The following is a 26,692-nucleotide window of genomic DNA, read 5'->3' as shown; positions in this document are numbered from 1 at the left end:
AAGCGGGGAAAATCTAAATACCTCCGCCTGTACTGCCAGTTATGGAGAGAAGAACGGGAATAATCGCCGCCCTCGATACTACAAATGCCCTCAACATTGCCAGGGAAATAAGAGAATACGTTGATGCTTTCAAGGTGAATTACCCGCTGGTTCTTTCAGAGGGCATCTCTGTCGTTAAGGAACTTTCATCGTACGGGCCGGTCATCGCAGACTTCAAGATTGCAGACGTTCCCCATATCTCAGCCATGATTGCCGAAATTGCCTTCGAGAACGGAGCAAAGGCTGTGATAACCCATGGCTTCACGGGCAGCGACTCGGTAAAGGCCGTTCTTGATGTGGCATCTCGCTACAATGGAGAGGTTTACGTGGTTACGGAGTTGAGCAGTGCTGGAGGGCAGGAGTTTATGACAGGCGTTGCAGAGCGAATAGTCGAAATGGCCAGAAATCTCGGCTGCCACGGCCTCATAGCCCCTGCAACGAGACCTGAGAGAATCAGGAAGCTCAGGGAACTTGCAGGCAATATGCAAATCTTATCTCCCGGCGTGGGAGCGCAGGGTGGTAAGGCTGCAGAAGCTATAAGGGCTGGAGCGGACTTCGTCATAGTTGGAAGGAGCATCTACGAGGGTAACGCTGTCGAGAATGCAAGATTGCTTGCGGAGCAGCTTAAAGAGGTGATTTAATTGTTCGAAGGCCTTGAATTTACAAAAATGCATGGCAACGGGAACGACTTCGTTGTTGTTGACGAGTTTCACGAAGAAGTCGTACCGGAAGAGCACAAGCCCCAGTTTGTCAGAGCAGTATGCAAGCCGCGCTTCGGAGTTGGTGCAGACGGAGCAATTTTCGTTCAGCCTTCCAGCGTTGCTGATGCGAAGTTTAGATACTTCAACAGCGATGGAAGCGAGGCAGCAATGTGTGGGAACGGCATCCGGTGCTTTGCCCGCTACGTCGTTGAGGAAGGTTACGCTGACAGGAGATTCAAAGCAGAGACCCTTGCTGGCATAAAGGAGCTCGAAGTCAGCGTTAAAGACGGGGAGTACTGGGTTAGAGTTGACATGGGGAAGCCCGTTTTCGAGCCAGCGAAGATACCAGCAGCGGGTGGGACGTTTGATGGAGTGTGGCACGACACCTTCGAACTCTTTGGTCGGAAAGTTGATGTTTACGCCGTCAACACGGGTGTGCCCCACGCAGTCGTTTTCGTCGATTCTCTCGACTTTGACATCCTCGAAGCGAGAAAAATTCGCTACAACAAAGCATTTCCAGAAGGGACAAACGTTAACTTCGCAAGAATAGTTTCAAGGAATGAAGTTGAGGTAAGAACGTACGAGAGAGGTGTTGAGGACGAAACGCTGAGCTGTGGAACGGGGAGCGTTGCTGTTGTAGCCGTGGCGAGCAAGCTCGGTTTAATCGAGCCAGAGGCAATAGTAAAAACGAAGGGCGGCGTTTTGAGGATTGAAGTTCGAGATACTGCCTTCATGACAGGTAAGGCTACGAGGGTCTTCGACGGTGTTTTGAAGGAGTTATGAGGGTAATACTTCCAAACAGGCTCGTACTCTCCGCAATGGCTGGAATAAACAGCGCAGAGTTCTGCATGAATTTCCCAGCAGGCCTCGTAATTCTTGGAGGATTTAACGCCGACGCAAAGGCCATGGAGGCCGCAAAGAGAGTGGTAGCAAGGGGGAGAAGAGAGTTCCTGTTTGACGACCCCATCAAGGGCATAGAAGAAGAAGTGGCCAGAATCGCCGGAAAGAAGGCATTTGCAGTAAACGTGAGGTCTTCGTCGCTTGACGGTTATGTAGAGGTTGCAGACATAGTGAGGCGTTACGGAGGAATAATCGAAATAAATGCCCACTGCAGACAGCCGGAGTTTATCGAAGCGAAATGCGGTCAGTGGCTGATGGAGCATCCCAAAGAGCTTGCCAGTGTGGTTAGAGAGGTCTCTGATGCAGCGCTGACGGGCGTCAAGCTCAGAAATGGTGCGAAGTGCGTCGAAGCTGCGCGACTTGCCTTTAAAGCCGGGGCTGCGTACGTTCACGTTGACGCGATGATTCCAGGCGGTCTGTGCGATTTCAGACTGGTTGAAAGGATTTCCCGGCTTGGGATAACGATAGGAAATAACTCGGTAAACAGCCTCGAAATGGCCGAGAAGATGGCGAAAGTCGCACACCTCGTTTCAGCAGCAAGAGCGATCCTCAAAGACCCTCACTTTTTCCACAAGCTTCTTGCGTCACCAAAGCTTGCTGAACCGTTCGAACTTTCTGGTTGAGTAAGCATATCAGAAGTTAAAAACGCCCTACAGAAACAGTTAAAAGCTGATTAAAGCATGGCAAACAGGGTGAACGAAATGAACTGTCAGGATTATGAAGCTCTTGGCCTCAAAGTTGGCATAGAAATCCACCAGCAGCTCGATACAAAACACAAACTCTTCTGCTACTGTCCCACCATCCAGAGGGATGTTGAGGAATCAAACTTCGAGTTCTTCCGCTATCTGCGTTCGAAGCGCAGCGAGATGGGTGAAGTTGACAGGGCTGCAAAAGAAGAAGTTGCGAGGAGTAAGAAGTTCATTTACAAAGCCTATGACACCACGTGCCTCGTTGAGGCTGATGAGGAGCCGCCAAGAGAGCTAAACAGAGAAGCGCTGCAGGTAGCGATCCTCATTGCGAGGATGCTCAACATGGAAGTCGTTGATGAAGTCCACGTGATGCGTAAGATAGTCATAGACGGCAGCAACACCACCGGCTTCCAGCGTACCGCCCTGATTGCCTTTGATGGATATATTGAATGTGAAGGGAAAAAAATAGGCGTTGCAACACTCTGTCTTGAAGAGGAAGCATGCAGAAAGGTTGAAGACAGGGGAAGCGAAGTCGTTTATTCTCTCGACCGCTTGGGCATACCACTCGTCGAGATTGGAACGATGCCGGACATAACGTCGCCAAAAGAGGCGAAAGAGGTTGCAGCAAAGCTTGGAATGATCCTCCGCTCTACTGGTAGAGTGAAGAGAGGTCTGGGCACAATCAGGCAGGACGTCAACATATCAATCCGCGACGGTGCGAGGGTTGAAATCAAGGGTGTGCAGACGCTCGACATTCTCGACAAAATCGTCGAGTATGAGGTTTTGAGGCAGCTTAATCTGTTGAAGATAAGGGACGAACTGCTCGCAAGAGGTGCGTCAGTTGTAAACCAGATCTTCGACGTAACAAGTATTTTCAGCAACACCAAATCCAAGGTTATAAAGAGGGCAAAATGCGTTAAGGCTATTCTGTTGAAGGGCTTTGCTGGACTTGTTGGAAAGGAAATCCAGCCGGGAAGGAGGCTTGGAACGGAGTTTGCAGACATAGCAAAGACTTTCGGCCTCGGCGGAATCTTCCACACCGACGAGCTTCCTGCATATGGCATAAGCGAGGAAGAGGTTGCAGAGTTGAGGAGATTTGTTGGAGCCGAGAGCAATGATGCCGTAATCCTTGCAGCTGGCGAGGCAACGAGGGTTGAAAACGCCCTTGCGAGGATCATCGAGAGGGCAGAGTACTGCCTTATTGGAGTGCCAGAGGAGACGAGGAAGGCGAACGAAGATGGCACTACATCATACCTGCGCCCGCTGCCCGGGGCTGCGAGGATGTATCCAGAAACAGACGTGCCGGCAGTGAGAATAACTCCCGACATGCTCGAGGTGGAAATTCCGGAGCTTATTGAGGAGAGAGCAAAGAGATACGCTGAGACATATGGCTTACCCTACGATTTAGCCTACGTAATGGCAGATTCAGCATTACACCATCTGTTTGAAGAATTCGCAGAGAAACTGCCTGCAACAACAGTCGCAAGGGTTCTCCACATCGCTCCGGCAGAACTTAAAAAGGAAGGTGTCGAGATTGGGAAGCTTGAAGAAGGGCACTTCAGGGCCGTGCTCGAGCTAATAGAGGAGGGCAAGATAGCCAAGGAGGGTGCAGAAGAGGCACTTAAAATCTTCTGCGAAAAACCGACGGCCACAAAAGAGGAAGTTGTGAGCAGTATTGGTTCCGCTACAAACCTCGACTCGTTCATAGCAAAGCTCATGGAGGAGAAAAAGGACTTCATAAAAGAGAGGGGTGCCAGCGCATTCAAGCCGCTGATGGGTCTCGTCATGAAGGAGTTCAGAGGAAAAGTTGATGGAAAGGTAGTTGCGGAGAAGCTGAACGAGGCGATAAAGAGAGCTTTGTCAGATGGCTAATCCTTTTTCGCACTCTCTATAACTCTTTTGAGGTCGTACTCAACAACCTCGCTGAACAGTGAATGAGGTGATTTTATCAGGTATGTCCTCCTCACTATGGAATCACCCTCTACTGCCGATTCGAATCTGACAACTGTCGTTGACACGCTTTCAAGCAGTGCCAGCGTTCGGACGCTGAAGGCCCTGTAATCGACGAAACCGATGAATGTTGCGTCCTGAAGCGAACGCTTTATGCTCGCGAACTCCTTCAGTGCTTCGGAGATCCTGCTCGCAAACAGCGCCTGCTCAATGCCGCATACTACAAATACTGCATCCTGAAGCGAACGCTCCATAACAATGGAGTAAAATTGAGACAGGACGGATGTGGGATCTCCAGAGGGTATCCTCTCAACGGTGCAGCCTTCAATATTGACATCTATGTTGGAGACCCTTATCAACATAACTTCCGGTAGCGGCCCGAACTTTTGCATCGCAGATAGCTTGATGACTGTGCGGTCCCCTATCTCCACAAAAACCGGCTTTTCAACAGACCTTATAAGAGGACCTATCATGTGCTCTACCCCCGACATGGAGTCTGCCTCAACAAGCATGACCTCACCCTTTGCCACCCCTTCGGGTAGGAGAGTCGAAAACGGATACGGCAGGGGAATCATTCCGGCCATACCGTGCACCTCCAGTAGCTTCTTACTGTAGAGAGCAGGAAAATCAGGCATGCAGAATACATTGAGTACGCTCCTACCGCTTCAACCGGAGACAATACGCATACCGAGAGGTGTGACATCCCTCCCACAAGCGCCATTGCCGCCGCTACGGTGAAAGCCTCGAAATCTCCTCTTTTCAGCCCTGAATGCCTGCTCGCAAGTGCGAAGTATGCAAAAAGCTGGGCAATAAAGAGGTGGGCAGTGTATCCAAACACCTTCTCCACATCTATGCACCCGTGAAGCGCGGCGGCAAAACCAGCTATCCAAGCTGCTACGGTGTATTTCTCAACGAGAGGTGGTCTGAACTCTGGACTTGCAAAAATGCCCATTTCAAGTATTTTTCTCGCGGAAAGCATGGCGATAAGTGCTGCCACGAACTCGAGGTATCCGCAGTAGTAACCATGGAGAGTGAGAATTCCCGCTGTCAGAAACAATACGGCAGGAACACCAAAGTATAAGCGTGAGACAGCTCTTTTCGAGATTTCACCTACGATCCATAGAGATGCAAACATGGACGCGTGTGCTATGAACAAGACTCTGTACAACTTTACCACCCCACATGAGCCTTCAGAACTGTAGAGGAGTAGAACAGCAGGACTGCAGCAGTTAAATGAACAAGAGACTCGAAGTATGAAAATCCAGAGACTTTGGAGGACACAATGAAAAGCAGCGGGTATACTGTCATCAAATAGCTCCCAGCGTACAGGTATGTATAAATTGCAGCATCCCTTATCAGCATTCTTGCCCTGACCAGACTGAAGATGTAAACTATCGACGCGGAGTAAATAGCACACGGAAAAGCGTACTGTACTCCCAGCACAGATCCCACCACGGAGATCAGGACTATCGCTGAAATCTGTGCTATTAATTCCCTCGTAATCTTCGTTCTAAAGGAGAATGCCGTAATTACAGCCCCAGCCGGAGAGAGTACCACGTAAACATCTGGAATGTCCACGAAGGAGTCCAAGACAAACAGTACCATGCCCGCAGTTAATACGGCAAAGCCCGCCTTAGCAATCGGAATGTATACTCTACTCTTCAGACCTTCTATCAAAATTGTGTACGACAGCGCAGAATATATCGAACACGTTACAAAGAAGGCTACAAAGATTCTTATCGCAAGAATTTCAATCAACCTTCTCACCAACGTGCACATCGGTATTAATCCTCAGTTCGTAAAAGTCCGTGGGAATCCCTCCAGGACTTTTCTTTATTCTTATTCCCCTCCTGATCTTCAGGCCTTCCATAACCTCCTCGACTTCTATGACGTAGTCCGCCTCATCCTCGAACATTGCAAGAGTTCTCTCATCCACAAGCTTCTTATCTATCGTAACGAGTACGAGCATGTCCTTCTCCCGAATAGCGTTGCCAACGTCCTGAAAGAGCTGATAAATTTTCTCAGGACCGTGAATAATTAGCAAAGGCTGGAAAATCTCAATACATCCCACTTTCTCGTGCATGCGTTTTATGGCGAGAGATACCGTGTAAAGTTCCTGCATTGATATCTCGCCATTTGGCACGATAATCCGAGCATTTTTTAACCTCTTTTCCAGATCTTTCTTCATCCTCTTGGGCACTACAGCAAAAACGTTCTCGCCAGATTCAATTGCGTTTTCCATAAACCTGTAAACGAGCTCGCTTCCGAGGCCACCAACTGTTTCAATCAGAACGACTCTACCCGTTTCAATGCCCCCGATTAACTCGTCGAGCTTTTTAATACCGAACTTCATTCAGATTTACCCTCCCTGAATGTGCCGAACTCCTGAACTGAATGCTCGCCCTATTGTCATTCAGTCCATAACCTCCACCCTTCCTCCTGAAATTCTAACGTCAAATTCTCTGTTGGGCGCGGTCAGATTTCTGTGTTTCCATATTGAAAGCTTTCTTTTCGTACCATCATACCTCAAAAGCAGCAGCACGTCTGCAAGTGTGTCTACTGAAATCCGTTCCAGCGGATAATCTGCAGCGTACGTGTAGATTACTGTAGCTCCACGGTTCTTTATTGCCACGAGACTGTTTACCGTGCAATACCAGAACCTGCTCTCTTCCCTCAGCTCTCTAAGCAACCTCAGACCGTCGATGAAAAACACATCACTGTTGTAACCCATTATTCTCGCAAAGATCTCCTCGCTGCTCACGGATGCAGGATTCAGAGATACTACCATCACGTCCTTTGCACCAAATTCTGCGAGCTTTCTCTCCACCTGTTCTTCTGGTTCCTCAAGACTCACGTATGCTACACTCAGTTCTCTCGAAATGTTTGCAGCCATCTGGGCTGCAAGCATCGTCTTACCTGAGCCAGACACACCGGTTATAAGCGTCAGAGAAGTGCGAGGAATTCCTCCAATCGCCCTGTCTATAGTCGGAATTCCTGTTTTAATAACTTCACTGCTCAATCCCCGGACGGGCTTTGCTGTGCACAACGGAAATAGAAACAGCCCCTTTCCAGGGAGTACAGCAAATGGTATCTCAGCAATGCGTATACACTTCCCCCTGAGCTTCCTTATTTCCATTCTCCTCGTAAGCAGACCATTCTCAACATCTGTTTTAAAGTTGATTACTCCATCGGCTACAAAGTCCTCTAAGTGGCTCGAGGGGGTGTCAGATACCAGAATGGACGTAGTACCTATTGCCTTTAGCTTTCTGTTCAGGGTGTTGAGAAACAATCTTGCCCTTGCCCCAAACTGGGCAGTGAGGGCCGTAATACTATCTATAGCAACTCTCATGGCGTTGCTATCCACTATCGCCTCAAGGATGTTCGACGCAAGCAAATCCTCGTCGAATCCGTGAAACTCGAGATAGCAAAAGTTATCGATGTTGAAATCCATGCCAAGCAACTTCATAAACCTGTAAAACTCATCAAACGGTTCTGCGAAGCTTATGTAAATCCCCGGCTCGCCATACTTAGTAATACCCTCATAGATAAACTTGGCAGCAAAGGTCGTCTTGCCTGCTCCCGGATCTCCCTTAAGAAGGATTACGCTGCCCCGTGGGAAGCCTCCGTCGAGCAGTGCGTCAAGTTCCTCGATTCCTGTGGGGCAGTCAACGTTCGAGGAATGCTGCATCGCTATAAACCTCAATTCCCTTCGACGTTATCCTATACGGCCTGACGTTTTCGTCGAAGGCTGAACTTCTCATCTTGGTAATCTTAACTCCTCTCAGCGTCTTTCCGCCCACGTCGTAGCTCAGAAGCTCTATAACCCCGCTGACCAGATAATCCTCGACCCCTCTGTCCGTAATCTCGGAGGTTATGATGGTCGTAACCTTGCTTTCTCTCAAAATCTGAAGTAGAGACAGCACATCGCGCCGGTATTCAAGTTCACTTCTGGATGCAAGTTCAAGCATTGTGATGGGGTCGATTACGACTCTCGAAGGTGGCTCCTTTTCGAGTTTTGCTGAAATTACTGATTTAAAACCACCAACGTCGGGAACAAAATCAGAGAAGAAAGTGTCTTTAAATATAGTTGTCTTTCCAGTGGGAGAAGCATCGATTGCTTTGTCGAACAAACAAGCATAGAATAATACACAATAAAAATTAAATTCCAATAAAACCTTTAACCAACCCATGCCAAAAATAAACTGGAAAGAATACAATGAAAAGCTTGTAAAGAGAGGTGAAATTTTATTCAGTACGGAGTTTATAGAGAACTGGAAGAGAGAGCTCGATTCAATGAACGAAAGAAAGAGAGGTCATCCTTACGAGTATCCTAATTCTTTCATGCAGTTTTTAGCATCAATCCGCTACTACTGCCATCTCGACTACAGAACTCTGGAAGGATTCTGCAGAAGCTTATCAAGAATTCTCGATATACCAGCTCCAGATCATTCAACTATCCACAAGAGAGCTCCAAGGTTGGATTTCACTCCTCCAGCCGTTAACTCTGAAGAAATAGTTATAGCGGTTGATTCTTCGGGAATTAAAGTTCATAACAGGGGAGAGTGGATGAGAGAGAAATACAGGAGGAGAAGGGGATGGATAAAGATCCATTTCGCTGTTGACGTTGAAACTAAGCAGGTTGTAGCTTACGAAGTTACAGACGAGCAGGTTCACGATAACAAGGTCTTCAAGGATCTCGTAGAAAAATCTGAAGAAAGAGCAAAGGTAAGGAGAGTTCTTGCCGATAAAGCGTATGACAGCTACGAAAACTTCGAATTTCTTCAATCAAGGGATATAGATCCTGCCATTCCAGTAAGGAAAGGAGCTATAGACATCTTAAAGCATCCAAGAAGTGAGGAGGCAAGGAAGCAGAAAGATTTTGACGGGTGGAAGGAAGAGAAGAAATACGGGTTGAGGTGGGCAGTTGAGACTGCTTATTCTGTCTTTAAGAGGTGTTTTGGTGAGTTCGTTTCAGCAAGGAAGCAGGATTACATGGTTAAGGAGATTGCAGCGAAGGTGTGGATATACAATTCGCTGAGGGCTGTTCTCTGCTGAAGGGGAGTTGTTGGAGTGGATGGGGAAGTTTAGTTGGGGATTATTCGACAAGGCAGCATCGATGAACTCGATTTTGGATACATCGAACCCGAAAAGAGACATTTCCTCTTCAAGCTCATCAACCGGTTCCTCGAGCGTAATATACATCACCCTCTCACCCGAAGCTACACCAGCAGACAGAAAATGCGTCGCAAGCGTTGTTTTTCCACTACCTGGGCCACCTTTGACAAGGTACGTCCTCCCCGGAACAAGTCCGCCATTGAGCATCTTATCGAGACCCTCTATGCCGGTAGATACTTTTTCCATTTAGCTCACCATTATTACTATAATCAGCCAAATTTCCATTTAATATTTTCGGTGAGCTGTAACGTCTCGTCTTCAGGCCGTTATCTCTTTTATTTCGGCATAGAGCTCTTCGAGAGCCTTCAGATAGTCAAGTTCACCCCTCTCAACTGCATCCATTTTTTCTTCAAGAATCCTCGTGCGCTCCTCCGAAACGAACTTTGCATACCTGCGCACAAGGTATCCAAAGACATCCATACCCCTTTTAGTTGGCATAACCCTGCCGTTTCTTTCCACCACGTAGTTCCGCTGGAACAGCTTGTCGATTATCGTTGCGTAGGTCGAAGGTCTTCCAATACCCTTTTCCCTCATAAGCTGGATCAGATCAGACTGCGTGTAGAGCGGAACCTTTGGAACTCTCCTGACCTCCACATCAACTTCAACCTCGCCTTCCGGCAGCGGTTTCCTGACCCAGACAGCTTTATAGAGTTCGTACGCTTTACCTCTTGCGTCGATAACTCGTTCTTCCTCCACAGATATTCCGTTGGCCTCGACTAAATACCTGCACACTCTGACTGTGTATGGTTTACACTGGCTCGCCATAAAGCGGCGGAATATCAGATCATACAGAGCAAGATGGCGCCAGGTTATGTCCTCAACTGCAATCACATTCTCCTGAATCAACCTCTGCAGAGTGTTTTTGTCCACTGCTCTCGTTGGCCTTATGCACTCATGCGCCCCTTCAGCAAACCACTCCCTCGCGACGAAGTCCTCGCCGAGGTATTCTCTCGCAACCCTCATACCAGCCTCGCTGACCCTTGTGGAGTCTGTTCTGTGATAGGTTATGAGACCACTCTCGAAGAGAGTCTGAGCTATTGCCATTGCCTCCTTTGCGGGAATTTTCAGAATCGCGTTAGCATCTCTGAGCATTGCATCAGTTGTGTATGGTGGCAGCGGTGTCTTCTCCTCCTCTTTCTCTTCGATGAGTCTTATTCTGAGTCTTGCTTTCTTTGCTTTTAACCCCTCTATTGATAGTTCAAGATCTCTTATGAAACCGATGACCTTCTTTTCTCTGTGCTGCTCAGCCCTCTCAATTACCCAGCCCAGCACGGGCGTTTGTGCCCTACCCGCTGAGAGGTTGGTGGAGCCGAAGGCCTTCCAGAGCTTCTGGCTCAGAACGAAGCCAATCCATCTGTCCTCTATGCGCCTGACTATCTGGGCCTTTACGAGGTTTTCGTCAACACTTCGCAGGTTTTCGAGCGCTTCGCTTACAGCCCTTCTCGTCACCTCGTGAAACTCTGCACGCCTGATTTCCCCACATCCTGCAAGCAGGTTCTGGATGTCCCAGGCAATCTTCTCCCCCTCTGCATCCGGGTCAGTACCTATTATCACCTCTCCCGCATCGTGGGCGAGCTTTCTCAACGCCTCGATGCGGCGCTTTGAGTCGTCTATGTCCTCGCTTCCACACTTCGGACAGTTCTGTCTTTCCTCCGTGAACTGATAGCCGCATTGTCTGCACCGCTTGATTGACGCGTAGACCGGTACAAAGTGGCCGTTAACCTCCACGCCATGAAAGCCACGGTTCGTTATCAGATCCGTTACGTGACCGAGGCTTGCCGATACGAGCAGTACGCGCTTTGCAGTTGGCACCTCATAGGCTATGATACCGTCGAATGCCTTGACGCTTGGCTGTCCAAAGAAGCGTGAAATCTGCTTCGCTTTCGTTGGGCTCTCCACGATGAAGAGGGTCGGCTTCACGACGTCTCCAGCCTCTTTTCTCCGCCTGAACGCTACCCTGCTCTCATTAATCTCCTTTATAAGCTCCTCAAAGTTAACTTCCTCCATCCTTTTAAATTCGATGTCGTAGTGCTTAGCTCTCTCAACAAACGCGTTTCTAACCTCTTCATCGCTTTCAAGCAAAAAAGATGCGCCTTTCGTTATTCCCCCCGCAAACAGACGGGAAGTTCTGCCAGAACCCTGAATGTACGTTCTTAAATCTGGGAATATTACCTCACCTTTTCTTACCACCACGTCCTTCTCCTTCGCTTTGCCCTCTTCTACAAGCTTCTTCAGTATCTTTCTGAGCTCAGCAAGCTCCTTTTCGTGCTCGGGCTTGTCTATAACTGGAAGAATGGACAGGTATTCCTTCACTTCCTCACTATCCCTGAAAATCAGGGCAAGAATCCTTATGATTCCGGGGCTCGCGCTTTCAACATCTTCAAGCTTTACGGTAAACGTGGGTGCTCCGACAAAGACTGCAAATCGTATCCTTTCCGGTAAATCGAGCCCCCTTACAAGAGTTCCGTAGTAGTAAGCCGTACCAATCAAGTAATCAATCTCGCCACTCTCAAACAGCTCGTAGTCCTTTTTCCTGCCGGAAGTGACGATTCCTATTTTGAACTTCTCTTTCAGAGCTTCGTACAGCATTTCGGCATCCTGAGTGTTACGAGCATAGATTATTCCGCCGGTACCCATCATTTCGAGGATTGATGCAATCGTTTCCACATCATCTTTCTCGACTGCTATGTCCTCTATGTTCCTCACTGCGTGGGTGGAAGAGCCAACATCGAAGTTCAGGAGCTGGCGAAACAGCTTTATCTTCTGTCCTTTTTTCGCCGTGGCTGTCGAAACCATGAGGACGCCTCTCGCTTCTCCTTCCCATCCTTTCTTCGTTTTTCTGAATCCGAGAAGCATGAGGACCCTGTCAACGTTGCGTGAAGCTTTCAGGATAGCGTCAACGTCATCGACGAAGACGAAGTCGAATGTGCGCTTTATCGACTCAAAGTGTCTCGACAGGAACTGAGTTGTGGTAACAAGGATGTCCGCATTCTGTATGAGCTCAAAGAACTTCTCCTTCTCGGCCTTTCCCATTCTCCCGTGGTAGTAAAGAACTGTAATACCATCGCTGTTGTTGAGGCTGACTTTGACGCCAGCTTTTTCACCATATTTTGCGAGAGATTCCGCGACCTGTTCGACGAGGAGTGTTGTGGGCAGAATTATGTAGCTCTTTTTTCCCTTGGTGGCAAGGAACAGTGCCATTGCAGCACCAAAAGACGTCTTGCCTATCCCAGTCGGCGCTACTGCTGCGAAGCTCTCCCCTCTCAGAATTCTCCGGGCCCAGAACTTCTGTACGGCCCTTGGCTCTCCTATTGCGTTTCTGAAGAATTCGATGAACTCCTCAACAACCTCATCTCCTGCAAACCTGCACAGCGGAATGTTTCGAGAACACTTTCCGGTTTTCGCTTCCGATGTCTTTAAGTCGCCCCCACACGCGGGGCAGAGACCCGCATAAATTGCCTCGACCACGATTGGTATTTCACTTCCGACGTTTATATATCTTGCCTGTAAAAGTCGAACTCATTAATTTTCCATTATGCATTTATGAACACTCTTGCAACTTTCCACATCCGGTAAAGGACGAAGAGAAGTATACCCGACGATACGAGCTCGAGAGCATAGTGAACGCTGGGAAAGTCGAGAGACATGCTTCCGAGCCCGGTTAGGTAAACGATGAAAAACGAGGAGGAGATAATTACCCTGTGCTCTTCAAAATTAAAATAAATGGCTTTCTTCCTTATCGAGTAAAAAAGATACGCAGAAACTGCGAACACCGGGAAAGACAGGCACGCCATTATGACAGACGCTTCTACAGGATACTCTTCTACAAAAGTCATGTGTCTACCCATGAGCCATGCAACAGCACCGTAAAGGAGAGCATCCTTAAACCTGCGAGCGTCAAACCTCTCCACACCTGTGTCGAGCATCAGATAGAGCGAGGCTGCGAACAGAGCCAAGACCACGAACAATTCTATGTACACGCATATCGGGCGAAATACGTGGGAGACCGCATGAAGAAGAAAACAGAAGGTTGCGACAAGATAAAACGCTGCAATTGCCCTGACGTAGCGCTCGTGCCTGTCAAACTCGTAGCTCGGTAAAGAGGAATAACCGACGAGGCCGGCAAAAGCCACTACCAGCCCAAACCAGTAGACGAGAGGTAAAAGTAACTCTTCCATCTCGATTTCTTCCTCCAAGTAAATAAAAGATTAAATCTCGGAGTAAACTTCTTCTCTCGAGTGTACAACAATCCCCTTGTCCGTTATCTCGAAGGGGTGTATCTTCTTGCTGTGGTTGCTGCCCCTCATCTTGAATATCTCAAGACTTCTGACCCTCACGTTTTCACTTCTGGTGTAGTAAAGCACTATGGTGCCCTCGGTGACGAAGTTCTCCACGCCAAACCGGCTTATCCCGCTGCTATCCACGATTTCACATGTGAAAAGTGACGTGAGGCCAAGAATTTCCATTGTTGTGGATATCTTCAGCAGCTCAACTCTGAATTTGGCCGGATCCTGAATCGAGAAGCCTATAGAGGTTGTTGAATCAAGAGCCGCTCTTCTTGCCCCAATCTCGTCCTGGATAGTAATCATCTGGTCAATCAGCGAACGAGTGTCGAAAGGTCTGACATCTATGTACTTCTCGTCCGATGGCAGACCGATCTTTGTCGAAGTTGCATCCACAATGGCAAGCATGTTTTCATCCTCAAGCTTCTCGAGATCCCATCCGAAGACGGAAAAGTGTTCTCTCAAGTGCTGCGGTCTCTCTTCTGTAGCGACAAATATCCCGGGCTCGTTGAACATCTGAATTCCATTCACGATGTACTGCATTGCGAAGATAGTCTTACCTGAACCCGACGTACCTGATACCAGATAAGTACGATCTCTCAGCAGTCCACCCTCACATAGCTCGTCGAATCCCGGGATTCCAGTAGGTACTCTTTCCAATACCATAACCACCCCTCTCGCTTCCTTCGCTCTTTCACAATATAAAATTTTCCCATCATTATCATATACTCATTGATAGTTGGTACATTAGCTATCCCCAAAACTTTAAATTGTTTACGATTTGTTTGATAATCATGGGTGAAAAAATAACCGTTAGCCTGATCAAGGCAGACGTCGGTAGTGTGCCCGGCCACGTGGTTGTGCCTGACGAGATAAAGAAGGTGGCAGAAGCGTTTCTCGAGGAGAAAAAGCAGAATGGAGATATCATAGACTACAGGGTTCTGAACGTAGGTGACGACCTCGAGCTGATTATGACCCACCGCGAGGGTGTGGACAGCGAGAAAATCCACGGCATCGCTTGGGAGACGTTCGAACTTGCTACCAAAAGGGCGAAGGAGCTGAAACTCTACGGAGCTGGGCAGGATTTGCTCAAAGAAGCATTTTCAGGAAATATCCGCGGCTTAGGCCCAGGTGTTGCCGAAATGGAGTTCACAGAGAGAGGAGCAGAGCCGCTCCTGGCGTTCATGATGGACAAGACAGAGCCAGGGGCGTTTAACCTGCCCATATTCAGGATATTTGCTGATCCGTTCAACACCGCTGGCCTCGTAATCGACCCATCTCTGCACAACGGATTCGTTTTCGAAATCTGGGACATCGTCGAGCACAAACGTGTGTTCATGAACTCTCCAGAGGAGATGTACGACATCCTCGCACTGATAGGTGGCAAGTCGAGGTTCGTCATAAAGAGGATTTTCCCCAAGGAGGGTAGTAAACTGCCAGCTGATGAGCCAGTAGCTACGGTTAGCACAGAAAAGCTCTTCCAGATTGCCGGAGAGTACGTTGGCAAGGATGACCCGGTAGCCCTTGTGAGAGCCCAGTCGGGTCTGCCGGCAGTTGGAGAAGTCCTCGAGCCATTTGCGTTCCCGCACCTCGTCAGCGGGTGGATGCGAGGAAGCCACAACGGTCCGATTATGCCGGTACCGTTTCACTACGCAAAGTGCACACGCTTCGATGGCCCACCGAGAGTAATTGGAGCTGGTTTCCAGATCTGCAACGGTAAGCTCGTAGGGCCCGTTGACCTCTTCGACGACCCGGCCTTCGACTACACAAGGCAGAAGGCAGCGGAGATAGCAGAGTACATGCGCCGCCACGGCCCGTTCGAGCCCCACAGGCTGCCGCACGAGGACATGGAATACACCACGCTGCCGAAGGTTCTTGACAAGCTCAAGGACAGATTTGAGGATGTTTAGTCCTAATTTATTTTGATTTTATTTTAATTAACTTTTCAATTCGCTACCACTTCTGAACTCCTCAAGATGCCTAAACGTTCTCATTACTGCCAGTATAATCTTTCTCAGTCTGGCTGTCTGGCTTGTGTGGAGGGGCAGAAGGTAGCACGGCAGTAAACATCCCGATTAATAATTATAGCAATTAATTATTGTTAGAAGGAATTATATATGAGAACAGCGTAAATGTTTACTGATGGCAAAACTCACCCTCGATGAGGTAGCGTTCCGGGACAGGTCTGGAGATGTTATTATAATAAGACCCTTCAGAAGTTCTGACAGAGATAACCTTATCGAGATGTACTGTAACTTTCACCCTGCCTTGGCCTGCCACCCGTATCAAGGCAGGCCATAGAAGCGTGGGTAGATTACATTACCGAAAACTGCTTTTCAATAGTTGCAGAATGTGGCAGAAAAATTGTGGGACAAGCTGCAGTAATACCATCCGGCAGAGACACTGCCGAACTCTGCATATTTGTTCACCGCAACTATCAGAACAGAGGAATCGGACAGCAAATGCTCAGGCTGATTGTGGACTACTGCAGGAGGGCTGGATACAGGGGAATATACCTTACAACAGAAAGAAGTAACGTGAGAGCAATCCACGTGTTCAGAAAGGTTGGTTTCAGGATTGTTGATTCCTGCTACGACTACGAGATGTTTCTGCCTCTAACTGACTTTTGTGAGACCCAGCCTGCAAAAGATGATCAAGTCAGTTAACGAAAATGAATAGAAATTTAAAGGCATAGAGCAAGAAACATAATAATGCTCGTAATCTTCGCCCTCGTCCTTGTAATCGCTGCGATCGTTCCCGTTTCTGCATCACAGATTGTTGAAGTTTGTCCAAACCCATATGGAAGCGACGATGTCGAGTACGTTGTTCTCAACGCAACGTCCTTTTGCACTCTTGACGACGGAGAAGGCTCAATCCAGATAAACCTGACTGGAATCGTGGTTGTAGCGAAAAACGCCACAGCCTACGAGATTGTTTTTGGAAAAAAAGCAGACCTCGAATTCTCTGGCAGATTTGCCCTTTCAAACGAGGGCGAGACTATCTGGTTGAGAGAGAATGGCAAAGTAGTTGACGAATTCACGTATAAAAAGCCCGGCGAAGGCATCGTTTACTTCAAAACCCCTTCTGGCTGGGACTTCCGTTATCAGGACTGGACTTCCTTTACTCCTGCAGTGGACTTCGTGAGCGGAAGGATAATCGTAACCCCGGCAGCCTACTGCGTCGAAGGGTACGAAATCTGGCTTGCATCCTATACCTTCACAGATCTGCGAAGTGCAAAAGGCAACCTTACACTCTTCCTTGACGCAAGTCCAGTTGGGGGAATTCCTATTGAGGAACTGGAGATTGCAAAGAAGTACAGAACGTATTTTCTATCTTCGCCATCCTACAAAAACTTCCACTACAAGTTTGCAGTAGTTGATGGAAATAAAGTGGTGATTACGACGGAGAACTGGAAGTGGGACAAAAGAGGCTATATTGTCGAATTTGAAAGTGAGAAAGCTGCCAAGCTGCTAAAGAACGTCCTCCAGCACGACATGATCTACTCTTCAGAGCCCGGTAGAGCCGGAAGTATAAAAGGGAGCTATTCAGCAGGAATAGGTAAATCTAAAGAGTTCAGCGGCAGAATTGAGGTTTTCGTTCTTCCCGATTACAATCCTATCTTCGAATTCATATCCAAAGCGAGGCACAGGCTGTACATAGAGGTGCCGTACATGGACTTCAGGTGGTTCGACGATAGCACGCCGTTGCTCGACGCAATACTCAAAGCTGCGAGAAACGGTGCAGATGTAAGAGTGATTCTCGACTCCGAACACAACAGAGAGGATAATGAGAAGACGACAGATTTCCTGAAGAGAATTGCAGAGACAGAGGATCTTAAAATCGATGCGAGGCTTTCTCCAGTGCCATTGCATGGAAAAATCATTATTTCCGACGACGATATTCTGATTACATCCGCAAACTTCAACCGCTACGGATTAAAGCTTAACAGAGAAGTTGGGGTGATAATACACGACAAAGAAACGGGCGACTGGCTTGCCGAGCGGTTCATAGAGGACTGGGGAGGAAACGGAAGAGATGTAAAAGATAGCGAAGACGTACTCTACGTCCTCCTGTCAATCGCTCTGCTCGCAGTTGCCGTTGTCATCGCGTATAGAGCTATGGGAAAACGCTAAACAGCAAAGCTCTGTCTCCAGGCTGGAATTACACATTCAAAGTCTTTCAGCCCCCTCGCCAGCTTCTGGCTCTTTTCAAATTCGCCATGAACCACAAACACTTTTTCAGGCTGACTTTTGCTGCTCCACTCAACGAGGTAGTCCCTTCCAGCATGGGCGGAAAAGCCGTTGATGGTGTAAATTTTCGCTTTAACAGCGATTTCCTCACCGTATATTCTTACCCTCTTCGCCCCATCAACTATCTTCCTGCCGAGAGTTCCTTTAACCTGGTATCCAACGAATACAACGCTGCACTCTCTCCTCCAGAGGTTGTGCTTTAGGTGATGTTTTATTCTCCCACCTGTGCACATGCCGCTTCCCGCGATGATTATGGCATGACTTCTGACCTCGTTTATCTCCCTCGATTCCTCGACGCTCTTGGTAAACCTGAGGTGCGGGAGGAAAAAGGGATTTCCGTGCTTCGCTTCTCTCGAAGTTTCCTCGTTGTACAGTTCAGGATGGTTCAGGAAGACTTCGGTTATATCTATGGCAAGGGGGCTGTCGAGGAAGACCTCGCAGTCTGGAAGCTCGCCGTTCCTGTAAAATACGTGAAGCACGTAAAGAATTTCCTGAGTTCGTTCAAGAGCGAAGGACGGAATGAGAACATTCCCACCCCGCTCAAAGGTCTCCATTATCGCCTGCTTTAACTCTTCAATGGACTCCTCAACGCTTCTATGGTTTCTGTCCCCATAAGTAGATTCAACGACGAGGTAGTTCGCCTTCGGTGGAAACTCTGGGTCGCGGATTATCAGCCTGCCTCGCTCGCCCAAATCGCCGGAAAATACGAACTTCTTTCCCGCATCAATCTCAACGAACGCTGAGCCAAGAACGTGGCCTGCGTTTCTGAAAGTGAATGCCATGTTATCGAGGCTGACAGTCTTCCCGTACTCAACATTCCTCCACTTCAACCTGAAGCACTCTTTAACGTCTTCAGTCGTGTAGAGCGGCTTAACCACAGGCAGACCTTTTCTGAGGTTTTTCCTCGTTAGCGTGTGAGCTTCCTCCTCCTGAACCTTCGCGGAATCATAGAGCATGTGTTCTGCTATTTCTCTCGTTGCCCTTGTCGCGTATATTTCGCCGTTGAAGCCGTACTTCACGAGCTTTGGCAGCAAGCCTATATGATCGAGGTGGGAGTGAGTGAGAATGAGGGCATCGATTTCCGACGGGTCGAAGGGAAAGCGCCTGTAGTTCCTCTTTTCAACACTGCCCTGAAACATGCCCACATCTATCAAAATGCGCTGCCCGTCTTCAAGCATAAAGCACGAGCCGGTCACACTCCTCGCAGCTCCATAAAAGTGGAGTTGCATGATTGTTTTTGTTATTTTAAATATAAATGTGTTTTGGATGACGAATTATTTAAAGAGGCAACACTTTGCTATCGTCTTTTACCGTAAAGCTATTTTAGATGTAGTGAAATAGTTGTGTATGCTCAGAAGAAGATTTCTGAAGGTCGCTGCTGCTATTTTTGCAGCGATTTCTGGTATCACAGTGTTCAAATTAGTAAGGGAGGAAGCTGAAATGGTTATTGAATCTGAAGGAGTTGTCAAACTCCCCGAACCCAGAAAGACTGGTGAGATTTCGGTTGAAGAAGTAATAAACATCCGTCGTTCGAGGAGATCGTACAGTGGTGAACTCATAAGTATAAAGGATATATCTCAGCTTTGCTGGGCTGCTCAGGGGATAACTGAAGAGGCGTATGGGTTCAGGGCCGCTCCATCTGCCGGTGCCTTGTACCCGCTGGAAATATTTCTGGTTGTAGGGAATTCAGAACTCGATGCGGGAATTTACCAGTATTCTCCTTCGACGCATCGCCTGAAGCTCGTAAAAAAGGGAGATCACAGAAGGGTTCTCTGTGAAGCTTCACTCGGTCAAAGTGCGATAGAAGAGGGAGCGCTATGTATAGTAGTCACAGCAATCTACGAGCGGACAACGAGGAAGTACGGAGAGAGGGGCATCAGATACGTGCACATGGAGGCTGGACACGCTGCACAGAACATCTATCTGCAGGCAGAGGCTTTGGGCCTGGGAACAGTTTCGATAGGAGCGTTTTATGATGATAAGGTTAGAGACGTGCTTTCTGTGCCTGAGGAGTACGTACCGCTCTACGTGATGCCTGTAGGGCACAGGTGAGAAAATTATTGAGAGGAGCAGGAGACCGCCATGATCGACGAAATACTCGAGGGAATTCCCAGCTTCTCCGAAGAATTAGGATTGGATCTTAAAAATCCAGAGGACAGATTCAGATGGTTCATAGCATCAATCCTCTTTGCAAAGCCGATTTCGTTCAGAATAGCAGACAAGACTATCAGACTTTTTCTCCTGCATGGGTTAACCTCCCCGGAGAAGATACTGAATGCCGGATGGGATAGACTCGTTGAATTGCTTGATGTTTGCGGGTATGTAAGGTACGATTTCTCGACAGCTTCGAACATTCTCGAAACTGTAAAGCTCCTGAAGGAAAAGTACGGAGACCTCGAAAGGCTGCACGATGAGGCAAAGGATTCAAAAGACCTGGAAAAAAGGCTCATGGAGTTTAAGGGTGTTGGAAAAACGGCCGTTAATATTTTTCTGAGAGAGCTGAGAGGAATATGGGAAAAAGCAAATCCAGAACCGTCAAAAATGGCTTTATCGATGGCTGAAAAGCTGAAAGTTGATGCAGTGAAGTATGAATCCGCGCTTGTGAGGATTTATCTTGAATATTGCAAGAAGAAGAGATGTGAGGGCTGTCCTGTTGGGGAGTACTGTTCTTTTCGTGCTTGAAGGTATCTGGGTCTTTGTTCGCATTTTTTGTCTGTTTCAATAAGACGTCAATATGCCTGGGTTTTTCAGTAGATCAAACCCTAATAAAGGAGGTTTTTGGAAAAATTATTTAGATAACAGTTGTAGGAGAGCTTTGCCTTTATCAGTTAGAGAGTAAACTTTACGACGGTTAGAGGTCCTATGCATGATGAAGCCCTGACTTTCAAGTTCGGATAGATGAGCATAGATAGATGAAATTGTGATATTGAGCTTTTTGGCGAGAGCATAGCCGTGAAGAGGTTGCCTGGAGAGTTTTTTGGGAACGGCAAGCTCGGTTTTGCTGATAATGGGATATGAAATGTTAGAGTTGCATGTTTCGTAAAAACTATAACATAGAAAATCGATATATGGAGTTATGAAGACAGGATTGGCTTTAGTTTTGATATTGTGTTGGCAGGGTGCGCCGAAAAAGAAGTATCAAAAGATGTCACACCTACTCCCACACCTACTACTTCTACGCCTATTCCTACGACTCCAAGTTTAAATTATTATGGAAACTTAGCGGAATATGACGGTAAGAGCGCACATCTACTGGAAGTACTTGTAGGAGATATAATGGCAGGGGGCTTGGGCAATATATACGCATCAGACGGATATAATTGGGTAGTTATTTGGTTTGAGATAAGTAACGTGGGTAAAGAGACGTTTGTGGTATCAGAAAATGATTTTAGAGTTACTGATGAAACTGGAAGAATATACGATGTAGTATACTGTGAGGGTTTAGTCGGGAGTATATACCCAAGTGAGAGAAGAGAGGGAGCCGTAGTATTTGAAATACCAGAGGAAACTAAAATTTTAGATATTAAATATAGATTCGAAAGTGGCGTAATAGCCACATGGACGAAAAATTTAGCAACTGAAGCGTATGAATTTAGACCAGAAGTTACTATCGAAGATGTGGAACTAAAGGGGTACGTTTCGGGTGGCGAATATTGGATAACTGAAATCATAATGACAGTAAGAAATGATGGCAACGCGCCTGTGTGGATAGGAGACATATATCTTGAAGATGACGGATACTGGAAATTGGCAGGATGGGCTGACGTATTACTAAACGAGGGGGAGGAAAAACAAATTACTGTTAGTGTTTTTGTAGGAACATACGAAGTACCAAAGATGGTAAAAATAGCTGACGAAGTGGATGGTAAAGAAAGAGTGATTGCTACAGGGAAAGTAAAAATGTTTAGTAATACTTAAATGATTTTTTTGATTATATTTACAATTGATGGCGAAGAGGGAAAAATTAAGAAATTAAGATCTAAGTATGATGGACACTAAGTAATCACTATGAAATACATTGGAAGAACAAAGGTAGGAAGAGCTAAAACCAACCCAAGCACAACCTTAGCTATTGTGAGGCTACCAGTTGAGCTAAAGAACTATGCAGGGAAGTGGGCACATATATGGAGGGTGAATGAGGACGCTATTGTGATTATGGTCTTGAGCAAAACTATTTATACTAAAAATAACAACCAAAACCATGGGTAGAAAACGCGTCTACGAAGTAGTGAAGCATCTGCCAGCAGAAGAACTCGATAGAAGAATCAAAAGGCTTGAAAAAGACACGAGAGTTCTTAAGAGACTTTACTTCATAAGATACCTCTATAAAGGAATGAACGTTGAAGAAGCCGCCGAACTCGTAGGAATTACCAAAGCAACAGGCTACGCATGGCTAAAAAGGTGGAACTCAAAAGGCTACGAAGGCTTAATTCCGGAATTTGGAGGAGGAAGGCCAGCAAAACTCACGAAGGAGCAGAAAGAGAAACTCAGAGAGATGCTAAAAGAAGGGGATTCGTGGACGACGAAAGAAGTTCAGGAGCTAATTGAAGCTGAGTTTGGAGTTAAGTATTCTTCGTGGCAGGTCAGGAGAATTCTCAGATCTTTTGGCATGAAATACGCTAAACCTTATCAGAAGGATTACAGAAAGCCCGATAACGCTGAGGACACTTTAAAAAAACCTGGATGAAGCTGAGATTGATCAAGACATCCTAGGATTCATTGATGAGATGGCAGTCGAAGCGAATGCAAATACTGCAAGGCTGTGGAGTTTCGGAAAGCCGGTTAAAAGAGTTGCCACGTACGTCAAAGCTAAGGTTTCAGGATTCTATAGCTTGAACGGAGAGAGCGTAATAGAGTTTCCAGAAAGAAACAGGACTGAAGAATTCATAGCATTTCTAAAAAAGATTAGAGAAACAAATCCTGGGAAAAGAATCGTGATCGTTCTCGATAATTTCAGGACGCATCATGCAAAGAAAGTGAGAGAGGAAGCTGAAAAGCTTGATATTGCACTGGTTTATCTCCCTCCCTACTCTCCCGACTTGAATCCGATTGAGAACGTTTGGAAGAGCGTTAAAAGGTTTGTTTCTGAAGTATCTCCGCTGAATATAGAGGAGCTGAAGGAAACGATTTCCAAGGCTTTCAGAAAGTTAACTGAATCAATCTCCTTTGCAACGGCTTGGATTGAGAAGTTCTTGGGAGATAAGTTTAAGATGTTTTGCACCTAACCATAATCTCTACGCTGTTAAGGTTCTCAACCGCCTCGGTTCCGGATGGCTGAGTGATATCATAGCCGGTATGGAGTGGGCGGTTAACAACGACATGGACGTCATTTCCATGAGTCTGGGAACCTCAACTTATTCTGCGATCTTTGAAGAAGCGTGCAATGCAACCTACAACGCCGGGCTTGTTATTGTGGCTGCAGCAGGCAACGAGGGCGATGGAAATCTAAGCACGACGGAAACTTCGTATCCTGCAGCCTTCGATTCGGTCATAGCTGTTGGTGCGACTGATGAAAACGATAGTGTTGCATATTTCAGCAACACCGGGCCGTACTTGGAGCTTGCAGCTCCGGGTGTCAACATCTATTCAACTCTGCCGACATACAGAGTTACTCTGTCGAACACCTATGGATACGATTACGGAACGCTAAGCGGCACTTCCATGGCGTGTCCGCACGTTGCTGGTGTTGCGGCTTTGATAATAGCTGCAAATCCGGGAATCTCGAACGTAGAAGTGAGGCAGATTTTGCAGCAAACTGCGGATGATATTGATGAGAATGGATGGGATCCGGCCTACGGCTACGGATTGGTTGATGCGGACGAGGCTGCAGGCAACGATACACTACTTCCGATCATATCTGATTTAACTCCTGCCGATGGAGCGTACGTGAATACATCGAACGTAACGATTTCCGCAAAGTTAAGCGATCCGAGCGGGATAAATGGAACTTCAATAGTAATGCTCCTCGATGGTAGCTCCGTAATACCTGACTTTAACTCTACAACTGGGGTTGTTAGCTACTACGCTGAATTACTTTCGGATGGCTTACACTCAGTTTATCTCGAAGCTTCAGACACGGCTGGCAACACAACAAACGCAAGCTGGAGCTTTACTGTTGATACAATTCCACCAGAGAAAGTTACCAAAGTCACCGTTACCACTGTGAGCAGCTCGCAGCTCAACGTTACATGGACTGCTGTTAGCGACGCGGAGTACTACAACATCTATAGAAGTAGCGACAACGTATCGTTTGCACTGATTGCCTCCACAACACAGAACTCCTATCTGGATACGGGCTTGGCGGCAAATACCACGTACTACTATTATGTTACAGCCGTGGATAATGCAGGAAACGAGGGCGAATCTTCAGATGTGGCGTGGGGAACGACGGCTGAACTGCCAAAGATGCATGTGGCAAGCATAGACATGAGCTTACTCATAAGAGGAGCAAACTACTACGCGCTTGCAACGGTTACGATCGTTGATGAGGACAACTATCCAGTTGAAGGTGCTATGGTTTACGGGCACTGGGAAAATGCAACAACAGATAGCGAAGTCGGTTTAACAGATGCTGACGGAAAGATTACGTTTATCTCAGACAGAGTTCGGAAACCCTTGCCAGGTACAAACTTCACATTTGTTGTCGATGACGTCGTAAAGAACGGCTGGTATTACGATGAGAGCGCAAATGTTGAGACGAGGGACAGCATAACCGTATAGCTTTTATTTTTAAATTTACTTAGGTTTTTTTATCAAAGTTTAAAGTTAGCAATATCCCTCCGATAATAAGAACAAGCCCGACAACCGTTGAAGGTAGGATTTCCTCTCCAACTGCAAAGTAGATAACGAGCAGTGAGATGAACGGAGCTAAATAAATAAGGTTTGCAATCTGCGCGGTGGTTTCGGAGTACTTCAATGCGTTAAGCCAGATTAAAAACGTAATTCCCATTTCAAAGAGACCCACGTATACACTACCAACCAGACCTTCTGCTGGTGGGAGTGTTATGTCTGAGGTCAAAGCTACTGCGAGCGCTGTATAAACAAAGCCGAATATGAAGTTCATGAACATCTTGACGGTGTTATCCCGTTCGTCCCTCAGGTTCAGTATCCAGTAAGTGGCCCAGATTACTGAACTGCTCAGAGCTAAGAGTGAGCCCTGAGGATTTGCAAATTTGAGGCTCAGGAGGTCTCCTCTCGTTGAAACTATCAGAACTCCAAGAAAGCTTAAAGATACTCCAAAAATACTCTGGAGTTTTATCTAATGCGGGCGGGAAGACCCCATGCGTAAGCGTGGGGATGAAAGCCCGCCAACTTTCACTCCACTCAAAAATTAGATAAATATTGAGGATAAAATGAAGCCGATGAAACAAACCCTCCAAAAGACGATTAAGATTCCTGTTTCGGATGCAATTACTAACGAGAAGCTTAGCAAGCTTAATCGCTTAACCGCTCGACTTACTTATGGAGTTCAGCTTTTTCTTGATAGAATAGTTGCAAACGATGTCACTACTGTAAAGGAGGCTGAGAAGTTCCGCAAGGAAGTAGAGGCTATTACTGGCTTACCTTCTGCTTTTGCTCAGGCTTGCAGGGACAAGGCTTTGTGGATGTACAAATCCTACAAGAAACAGCACAAGGAGTGGGAGAAGAAGGTTAGCAAGTTGGAGAGAGCCATTGAACGCTGTAAAGATAAGCACAAACGTAGAAAACTTGAACGCAAGCTCTATCGCTTGAGGAAGAAGGAACCCTCTTTACCAACTGTAAGTAGAAAGATTCCGGTTATGTTTGATTACCGGATCGGTTCAATCGAGTTCTCCTACTCAGCTAAGGAGTTTAGGCTATGGATGCGTATTTCGACTCTGGAAAAAGGCAAGAGGATTGTAATCCCCCTACACTCCTACTCATACGCTGAAAAACACCTTAAAAGTTGGTCGATAAAATCCTTCCAGATTGTTTGGAAGAGCAGACTCAAGAGGTATGAAGTTCATGTTGTGGTTGAAAAGGAGGTGATAATCAGGCCCAAGAAAGTTGTTGGAATAGACCTTGGTTTAAAGAGACTAGTGACGGCTTATGAGCAGGGCGAGGATAGCCGTGCTATCCTCGTCGAGAAGTCAGAGTACAAGGAGTTCTTCATTAGAATGAGAGAACTCAATAACCGAATAGCCAAGCTACAGAGTTTAGGCAAGATAAGGGCATTGAAGAAACTCAGGAGAAAACGCAGGAATATAGCTGCAGACTTTCGCAGAAAACTTGCTGTTGAGATGGCCAAGCAGTTTAACGATGCAATCGTTTTCATAGGCTTGCCCAAAGATGTAAGAACCGACAAGCATTACAAAGGCTCTGGCAATAAAAGGTTAAGAAAAAGGGTCAATCACTGGGCTTTTCGTGAGTTTGCCGTAACGCTACAGGTAGAGCTAATGGAGAACAACAATCTGGCATACATTGTTAATGAGCATGGTTCAACTCGTCGCTGTAGCGTATGCGGATCGAAGAAGGTACAGGTTGATGATAGAGAATTCCTCTGCTTAAACTGCGGTCATAAAGACGATAGAGACGTCAACGCAGCTAAGAACATCCTGAAGTTTGGTTTGGAGAGGTTAGCTAAAGTGTCCCTTAAGGGGACGGGGGCTGCTGTGAGCCAGCTCGAACTACCGATGATGAGGCTAATGCCTCTGAAGGTAGAAACTCCGTCCGTAAGGGCGGAGTAG

28 protein-coding genes are annotated in these 26,692 nt (G+C 47.0%); 15 read left to right on the top strand and 13 right to left on the bottom strand.

The genetic code is table 11. From position 1 onward, the window contains the following. Nucleotides 1-41: 41 nt before the first annotated feature. Genes pyrF through gatE form a run of 4 tightly spaced genes read left to right on the top strand, consistent with a single transcriptional unit; the run spans nt 42 to nt 4,201 of the window. Nucleotides 42-680 carry an orotidine-5'-phosphate decarboxylase gene (gene pyrF / locus ARCVE_RS04535; protein ID WP_013683596.1) on the top strand — a complete coding sequence of 213 codons (639 nt, stop codon included), beginning with the start codon at nt 42-44 and terminating at the stop codon, nt 678-680. After that, nucleotides 681-1,523: a diaminopimelate epimerase gene (gene dapF, locus ARCVE_RS04530; protein ID WP_013683595.1), complete on the top strand. Its 843-nt coding sequence runs from the start codon at nt 681-683 to the stop codon at nt 1,521-1,523. Then, on the top strand, nt 1,520-2,263 hold the full coding sequence (locus tag ARCVE_RS04525) for a hydrolase (RefSeq protein ID WP_013683594.1): 744 nt from the start codon (nt 1,520-1,522) through the stop codon (nt 2,261-2,263). The genes dapF and ARCVE_RS04525 overlap by 4 nt, the downstream gene beginning before the upstream one ends. A gap of 57 nt (nt 2,264-2,320) precedes the next feature. After that, nucleotides 2,321-4,201, top strand: coding sequence for a Glu-tRNA(Gln) amidotransferase subunit GatE (gatE, locus tag ARCVE_RS04520; protein WP_232215828.1), 1,881 nt, complete (start codon nt 2,321-2,323; stop codon nt 4,199-4,201). On the opposite strand, the gene ARCVE_RS04515 is transcribed toward gatE, so the two are convergent. The 6 genes from ARCVE_RS04515 to ARCVE_RS04490 are packed head-to-tail and all read right to left on the bottom strand — an operon-like array spanning nt 4,198 to nt 8,409. Then, nucleotides 4,198-4,863 carry a hypothetical protein gene (locus tag ARCVE_RS04515; protein WP_013683592.1) on the bottom strand — a complete coding sequence of 222 codons (666 nt, stop codon included), beginning with the start codon at nt 4,861-4,863 and terminating at the stop codon, nt 4,198-4,200. The genes gatE and ARCVE_RS04515 overlap by 4 nt on opposite strands. After that, complete coding sequence (locus tag ARCVE_RS04510; RefSeq protein ID WP_013683591.1) at nt 4,851-5,447, bottom strand: hypothetical protein; 597 nt, start codon at nt 5,445-5,447, stop codon at nt 4,851-4,853. The genes ARCVE_RS04515 and ARCVE_RS04510 overlap by 13 nt, the downstream gene beginning before the upstream one ends. Before the next feature lie 2 nt (nt 5,448-5,449). Next, nucleotides 5,450-6,046 (bottom strand): hypothetical protein, encoded by a 597-nt coding sequence (locus ARCVE_RS11510; RefSeq protein WP_048085642.1) that lies wholly within the window; start codon nt 6,044-6,046, stop codon nt 5,450-5,452. Next, complete coding sequence (locus tag ARCVE_RS04500; protein ID WP_013683589.1) at nt 6,030-6,632, bottom strand: RAD55 family ATPase; 603 nt, start codon at nt 6,630-6,632, stop codon at nt 6,030-6,032. Before ARCVE_RS04500 ends, ARCVE_RS11510 begins: the two co-directional genes overlap by 17 nt. 60 nt (nt 6,633-6,692) lie before the next feature. Then, complete coding sequence (locus ARCVE_RS04495; RefSeq protein ID WP_013683588.1) at nt 6,693-7,967, bottom strand: ATPase domain-containing protein; 1,275 nt, start codon at nt 7,965-7,967, stop codon at nt 6,693-6,695. Beyond that, on the bottom strand, nt 7,945-8,409 hold the full coding sequence (locus tag ARCVE_RS04490) for an RAD55 family ATPase (protein WP_013683587.1): 465 nt from the start codon (nt 8,407-8,409) through the stop codon (nt 7,945-7,947). Before ARCVE_RS04490 ends, ARCVE_RS04495 begins: the two co-directional genes overlap by 23 nt. Nucleotides 8,410-8,467: 58 nt before the next feature. Between ARCVE_RS04490 and ARCVE_RS04485 the strand changes: the two genes are divergently transcribed. Continuing rightward, nucleotides 8,468-9,334, top strand: a complete 867-nt coding sequence (locus ARCVE_RS04485) for an IS5-like element ISArve1 family transposase (RefSeq protein ID WP_013683003.1) — start codon at nt 8,468-8,470, stop codon at nt 9,332-9,334. Here the strand turns inward: ARCVE_RS04485 and ARCVE_RS11065 are convergent. The 4 genes from ARCVE_RS11065 to ARCVE_RS04470 all read right to left on the bottom strand — a co-directional run bounded on the left by ARCVE_RS11065 (nt 9,251) and on the right by ARCVE_RS04470 (nt 14,403). Continuing rightward, nucleotides 9,251-9,640: an RAD55 family ATPase gene (locus ARCVE_RS11065; RefSeq protein WP_013683586.1), complete on the bottom strand. Its 390-nt coding sequence runs from the start codon at nt 9,638-9,640 to the stop codon at nt 9,251-9,253. The two genes, ARCVE_RS04485 and ARCVE_RS11065, sit on opposite strands and share 84 nt — an antisense overlap. A gap of 72 nt (nt 9,641-9,712) precedes the next feature. Beyond that, nucleotides 9,713-12,922, bottom strand: a complete 3,210-nt coding sequence (gene rgy / locus ARCVE_RS04480; RefSeq protein ID WP_013683585.1) for a reverse gyrase — start codon at nt 12,920-12,922, stop codon at nt 9,713-9,715. Nucleotides 12,923-12,987: 65 nt separating this feature from the next. Then, nucleotides 12,988-13,632, bottom strand: coding sequence for a hypothetical protein (locus ARCVE_RS04475; protein ID WP_013683584.1), 645 nt, complete (start codon nt 13,630-13,632; stop codon nt 12,988-12,990). Between the two features lie 30 nt (nt 13,633-13,662). Then, nucleotides 13,663-14,403: an ATPase domain-containing protein gene (locus ARCVE_RS04470; RefSeq protein WP_013683583.1), complete on the bottom strand. Its 741-nt coding sequence runs from the start codon at nt 14,401-14,403 to the stop codon at nt 13,663-13,665. Nucleotides 14,404-14,531: 128 nt separating this feature from the next. Here ARCVE_RS04470 and fbp point away from each other — a divergent pair, with 128 nt between their 5' ends. The 3 genes from fbp to ARCVE_RS04455 all read left to right on the top strand — a co-directional run bounded on the left by fbp (nt 14,532) and on the right by ARCVE_RS04455 (nt 17,870). Then, entirely contained in the window at nt 14,532-15,647 is a 1,116-nt protein-coding gene (gene fbp, locus ARCVE_RS04465; RefSeq protein ID WP_013683582.1) for a fructose-1,6-bisphosphate aldolase/phosphatase, read from the top strand. Between the two features lie 363 nt (nt 15,648-16,010). After that, nucleotides 16,011-16,403 (top strand): GNAT family N-acetyltransferase, encoded by a 393-nt coding sequence (locus ARCVE_RS10785; protein ID WP_083809324.1) that lies wholly within the window; start codon nt 16,011-16,013, stop codon nt 16,401-16,403. A 45-nt stretch (nt 16,404-16,448) separates the two neighbouring features. Then, entirely contained in the window at nt 16,449-17,870 is a 1,422-nt protein-coding gene (locus tag ARCVE_RS04455; RefSeq protein ID WP_013683581.1) for a phospholipase D-like domain-containing protein, read from the top strand. Here ARCVE_RS04455 and ARCVE_RS04450 read toward each other — a convergent pair. Then, a complete protein-coding gene (locus ARCVE_RS04450; RefSeq protein ID WP_013683580.1) occupies nt 17,867-19,216 on the bottom strand; it encodes an MBL fold metallo-hydrolase in 1,350 nt (449 codons plus the stop codon). The two genes, ARCVE_RS04455 and ARCVE_RS04450, sit on opposite strands and share 4 nt — an antisense overlap. Nucleotides 19,217-19,334: 118 nt before the next feature. On the opposite strand from ARCVE_RS04450, the gene ARCVE_RS04445 reads away from it, so the two are divergent. Together ARCVE_RS04445 and ARCVE_RS04440 are read left to right on the top strand one after the other, a co-directional pair. Then, nucleotides 19,335-20,039, top strand: a complete 705-nt coding sequence (locus ARCVE_RS04445; protein WP_013683579.1) for a SagB/ThcOx family dehydrogenase — start codon at nt 19,335-19,337, stop codon at nt 20,037-20,039. A 30-nt stretch (nt 20,040-20,069) separates the two neighbouring features. Beyond that, nucleotides 20,070-20,669: a hypothetical protein gene (locus ARCVE_RS04440; RefSeq protein ID WP_013683578.1), complete on the top strand. Its 600-nt coding sequence runs from the start codon at nt 20,070-20,072 to the stop codon at nt 20,667-20,669. 105 nt (nt 20,670-20,774) lie between these two features. Here ARCVE_RS04440 and ARCVE_RS11800 read toward each other — a convergent pair whose 3' ends face one another. Next, a complete protein-coding gene (locus ARCVE_RS11800) occupies nt 20,775-20,993 on the bottom strand; it encodes a PadR family transcriptional regulator (RefSeq protein ID WP_394295113.1) in 219 nt (72 codons plus the stop codon). Nucleotides 20,994-21,095: 102 nt separating this feature from the next. Here ARCVE_RS11800 and ARCVE_RS04435 point away from each other — a divergent pair, with 102 nt between their 5' ends. The 4 genes from ARCVE_RS04435 to ARCVE_RS10780 all read left to right on the top strand — a co-directional run bounded on the left by ARCVE_RS04435 (nt 21,096) and on the right by ARCVE_RS10780 (nt 24,707). Continuing rightward, nucleotides 21,096-21,905 (top strand): DUF4352 domain-containing protein, encoded by an 810-nt coding sequence (locus ARCVE_RS04435; protein ID WP_013683577.1) that lies wholly within the window; start codon nt 21,096-21,098, stop codon nt 21,903-21,905. Nucleotides 21,906-21,995: 90 nt separating this feature from the next. After that, complete coding sequence (locus ARCVE_RS04430; RefSeq protein ID WP_013683576.1) at nt 21,996-22,196, top strand: hypothetical protein; 201 nt, start codon at nt 21,996-21,998, stop codon at nt 22,194-22,196. Further along, a protein-coding gene (locus ARCVE_RS11055) for an IS630 family transposase (RefSeq protein ID WP_156786017.1) occupies nt 22,189-23,212 on the top strand; the annotation gives its coding sequence in 2 pieces (ribosomal slippage) (nt 22,189-22,659 and nt 22,661-23,212; 1,023 coding nt in all). Before ARCVE_RS04430 ends, ARCVE_RS11055 begins: the two co-directional genes overlap by 8 nt. Beyond that, nucleotides 23,154-24,707 carry a S8 family serine peptidase gene (locus ARCVE_RS10780; protein ID WP_083809322.1) on the top strand — a complete coding sequence of 518 codons (1,554 nt, stop codon included), beginning with the start codon at nt 23,154-23,156 and terminating at the stop codon, nt 24,705-24,707. Before ARCVE_RS11055 ends, ARCVE_RS10780 begins: the two co-directional genes overlap by 59 nt. Before the next feature lie 19 nt (nt 24,708-24,726). Here the strand turns inward: ARCVE_RS10780 and ARCVE_RS11050 are convergent, their stop codons facing one another. Continuing rightward, nucleotides 24,727-25,170: a DMT family transporter gene (locus tag ARCVE_RS11050; protein ID WP_269479067.1), complete on the bottom strand. Its 444-nt coding sequence runs from the start codon at nt 25,168-25,170 to the stop codon at nt 24,727-24,729. A gap of 178 nt (nt 25,171-25,348) precedes the next feature. Here ARCVE_RS11050 and ARCVE_RS04405 point away from each other — a divergent pair, with 178 nt between their 5' ends. Then, a complete protein-coding gene (locus tag ARCVE_RS04405; RefSeq protein WP_156786012.1) occupies nt 25,349-26,692 on the top strand; it encodes an RNA-guided endonuclease TnpB family protein in 1,344 nt (447 codons plus the stop codon).

It is taken from the genome of Archaeoglobus veneficus SNP6 (assembly GCF_000194625.1).
Lineage (GTDB): Archaea > Halobacteriota > Archaeoglobi > Archaeoglobales > Archaeoglobaceae > Archaeoglobus_C > Archaeoglobus_C veneficus.
The sequence above is the reverse complement of the archived record's forward strand: the minus strand, read 5'-3'. Positions and strand labels throughout refer to the sequence as shown.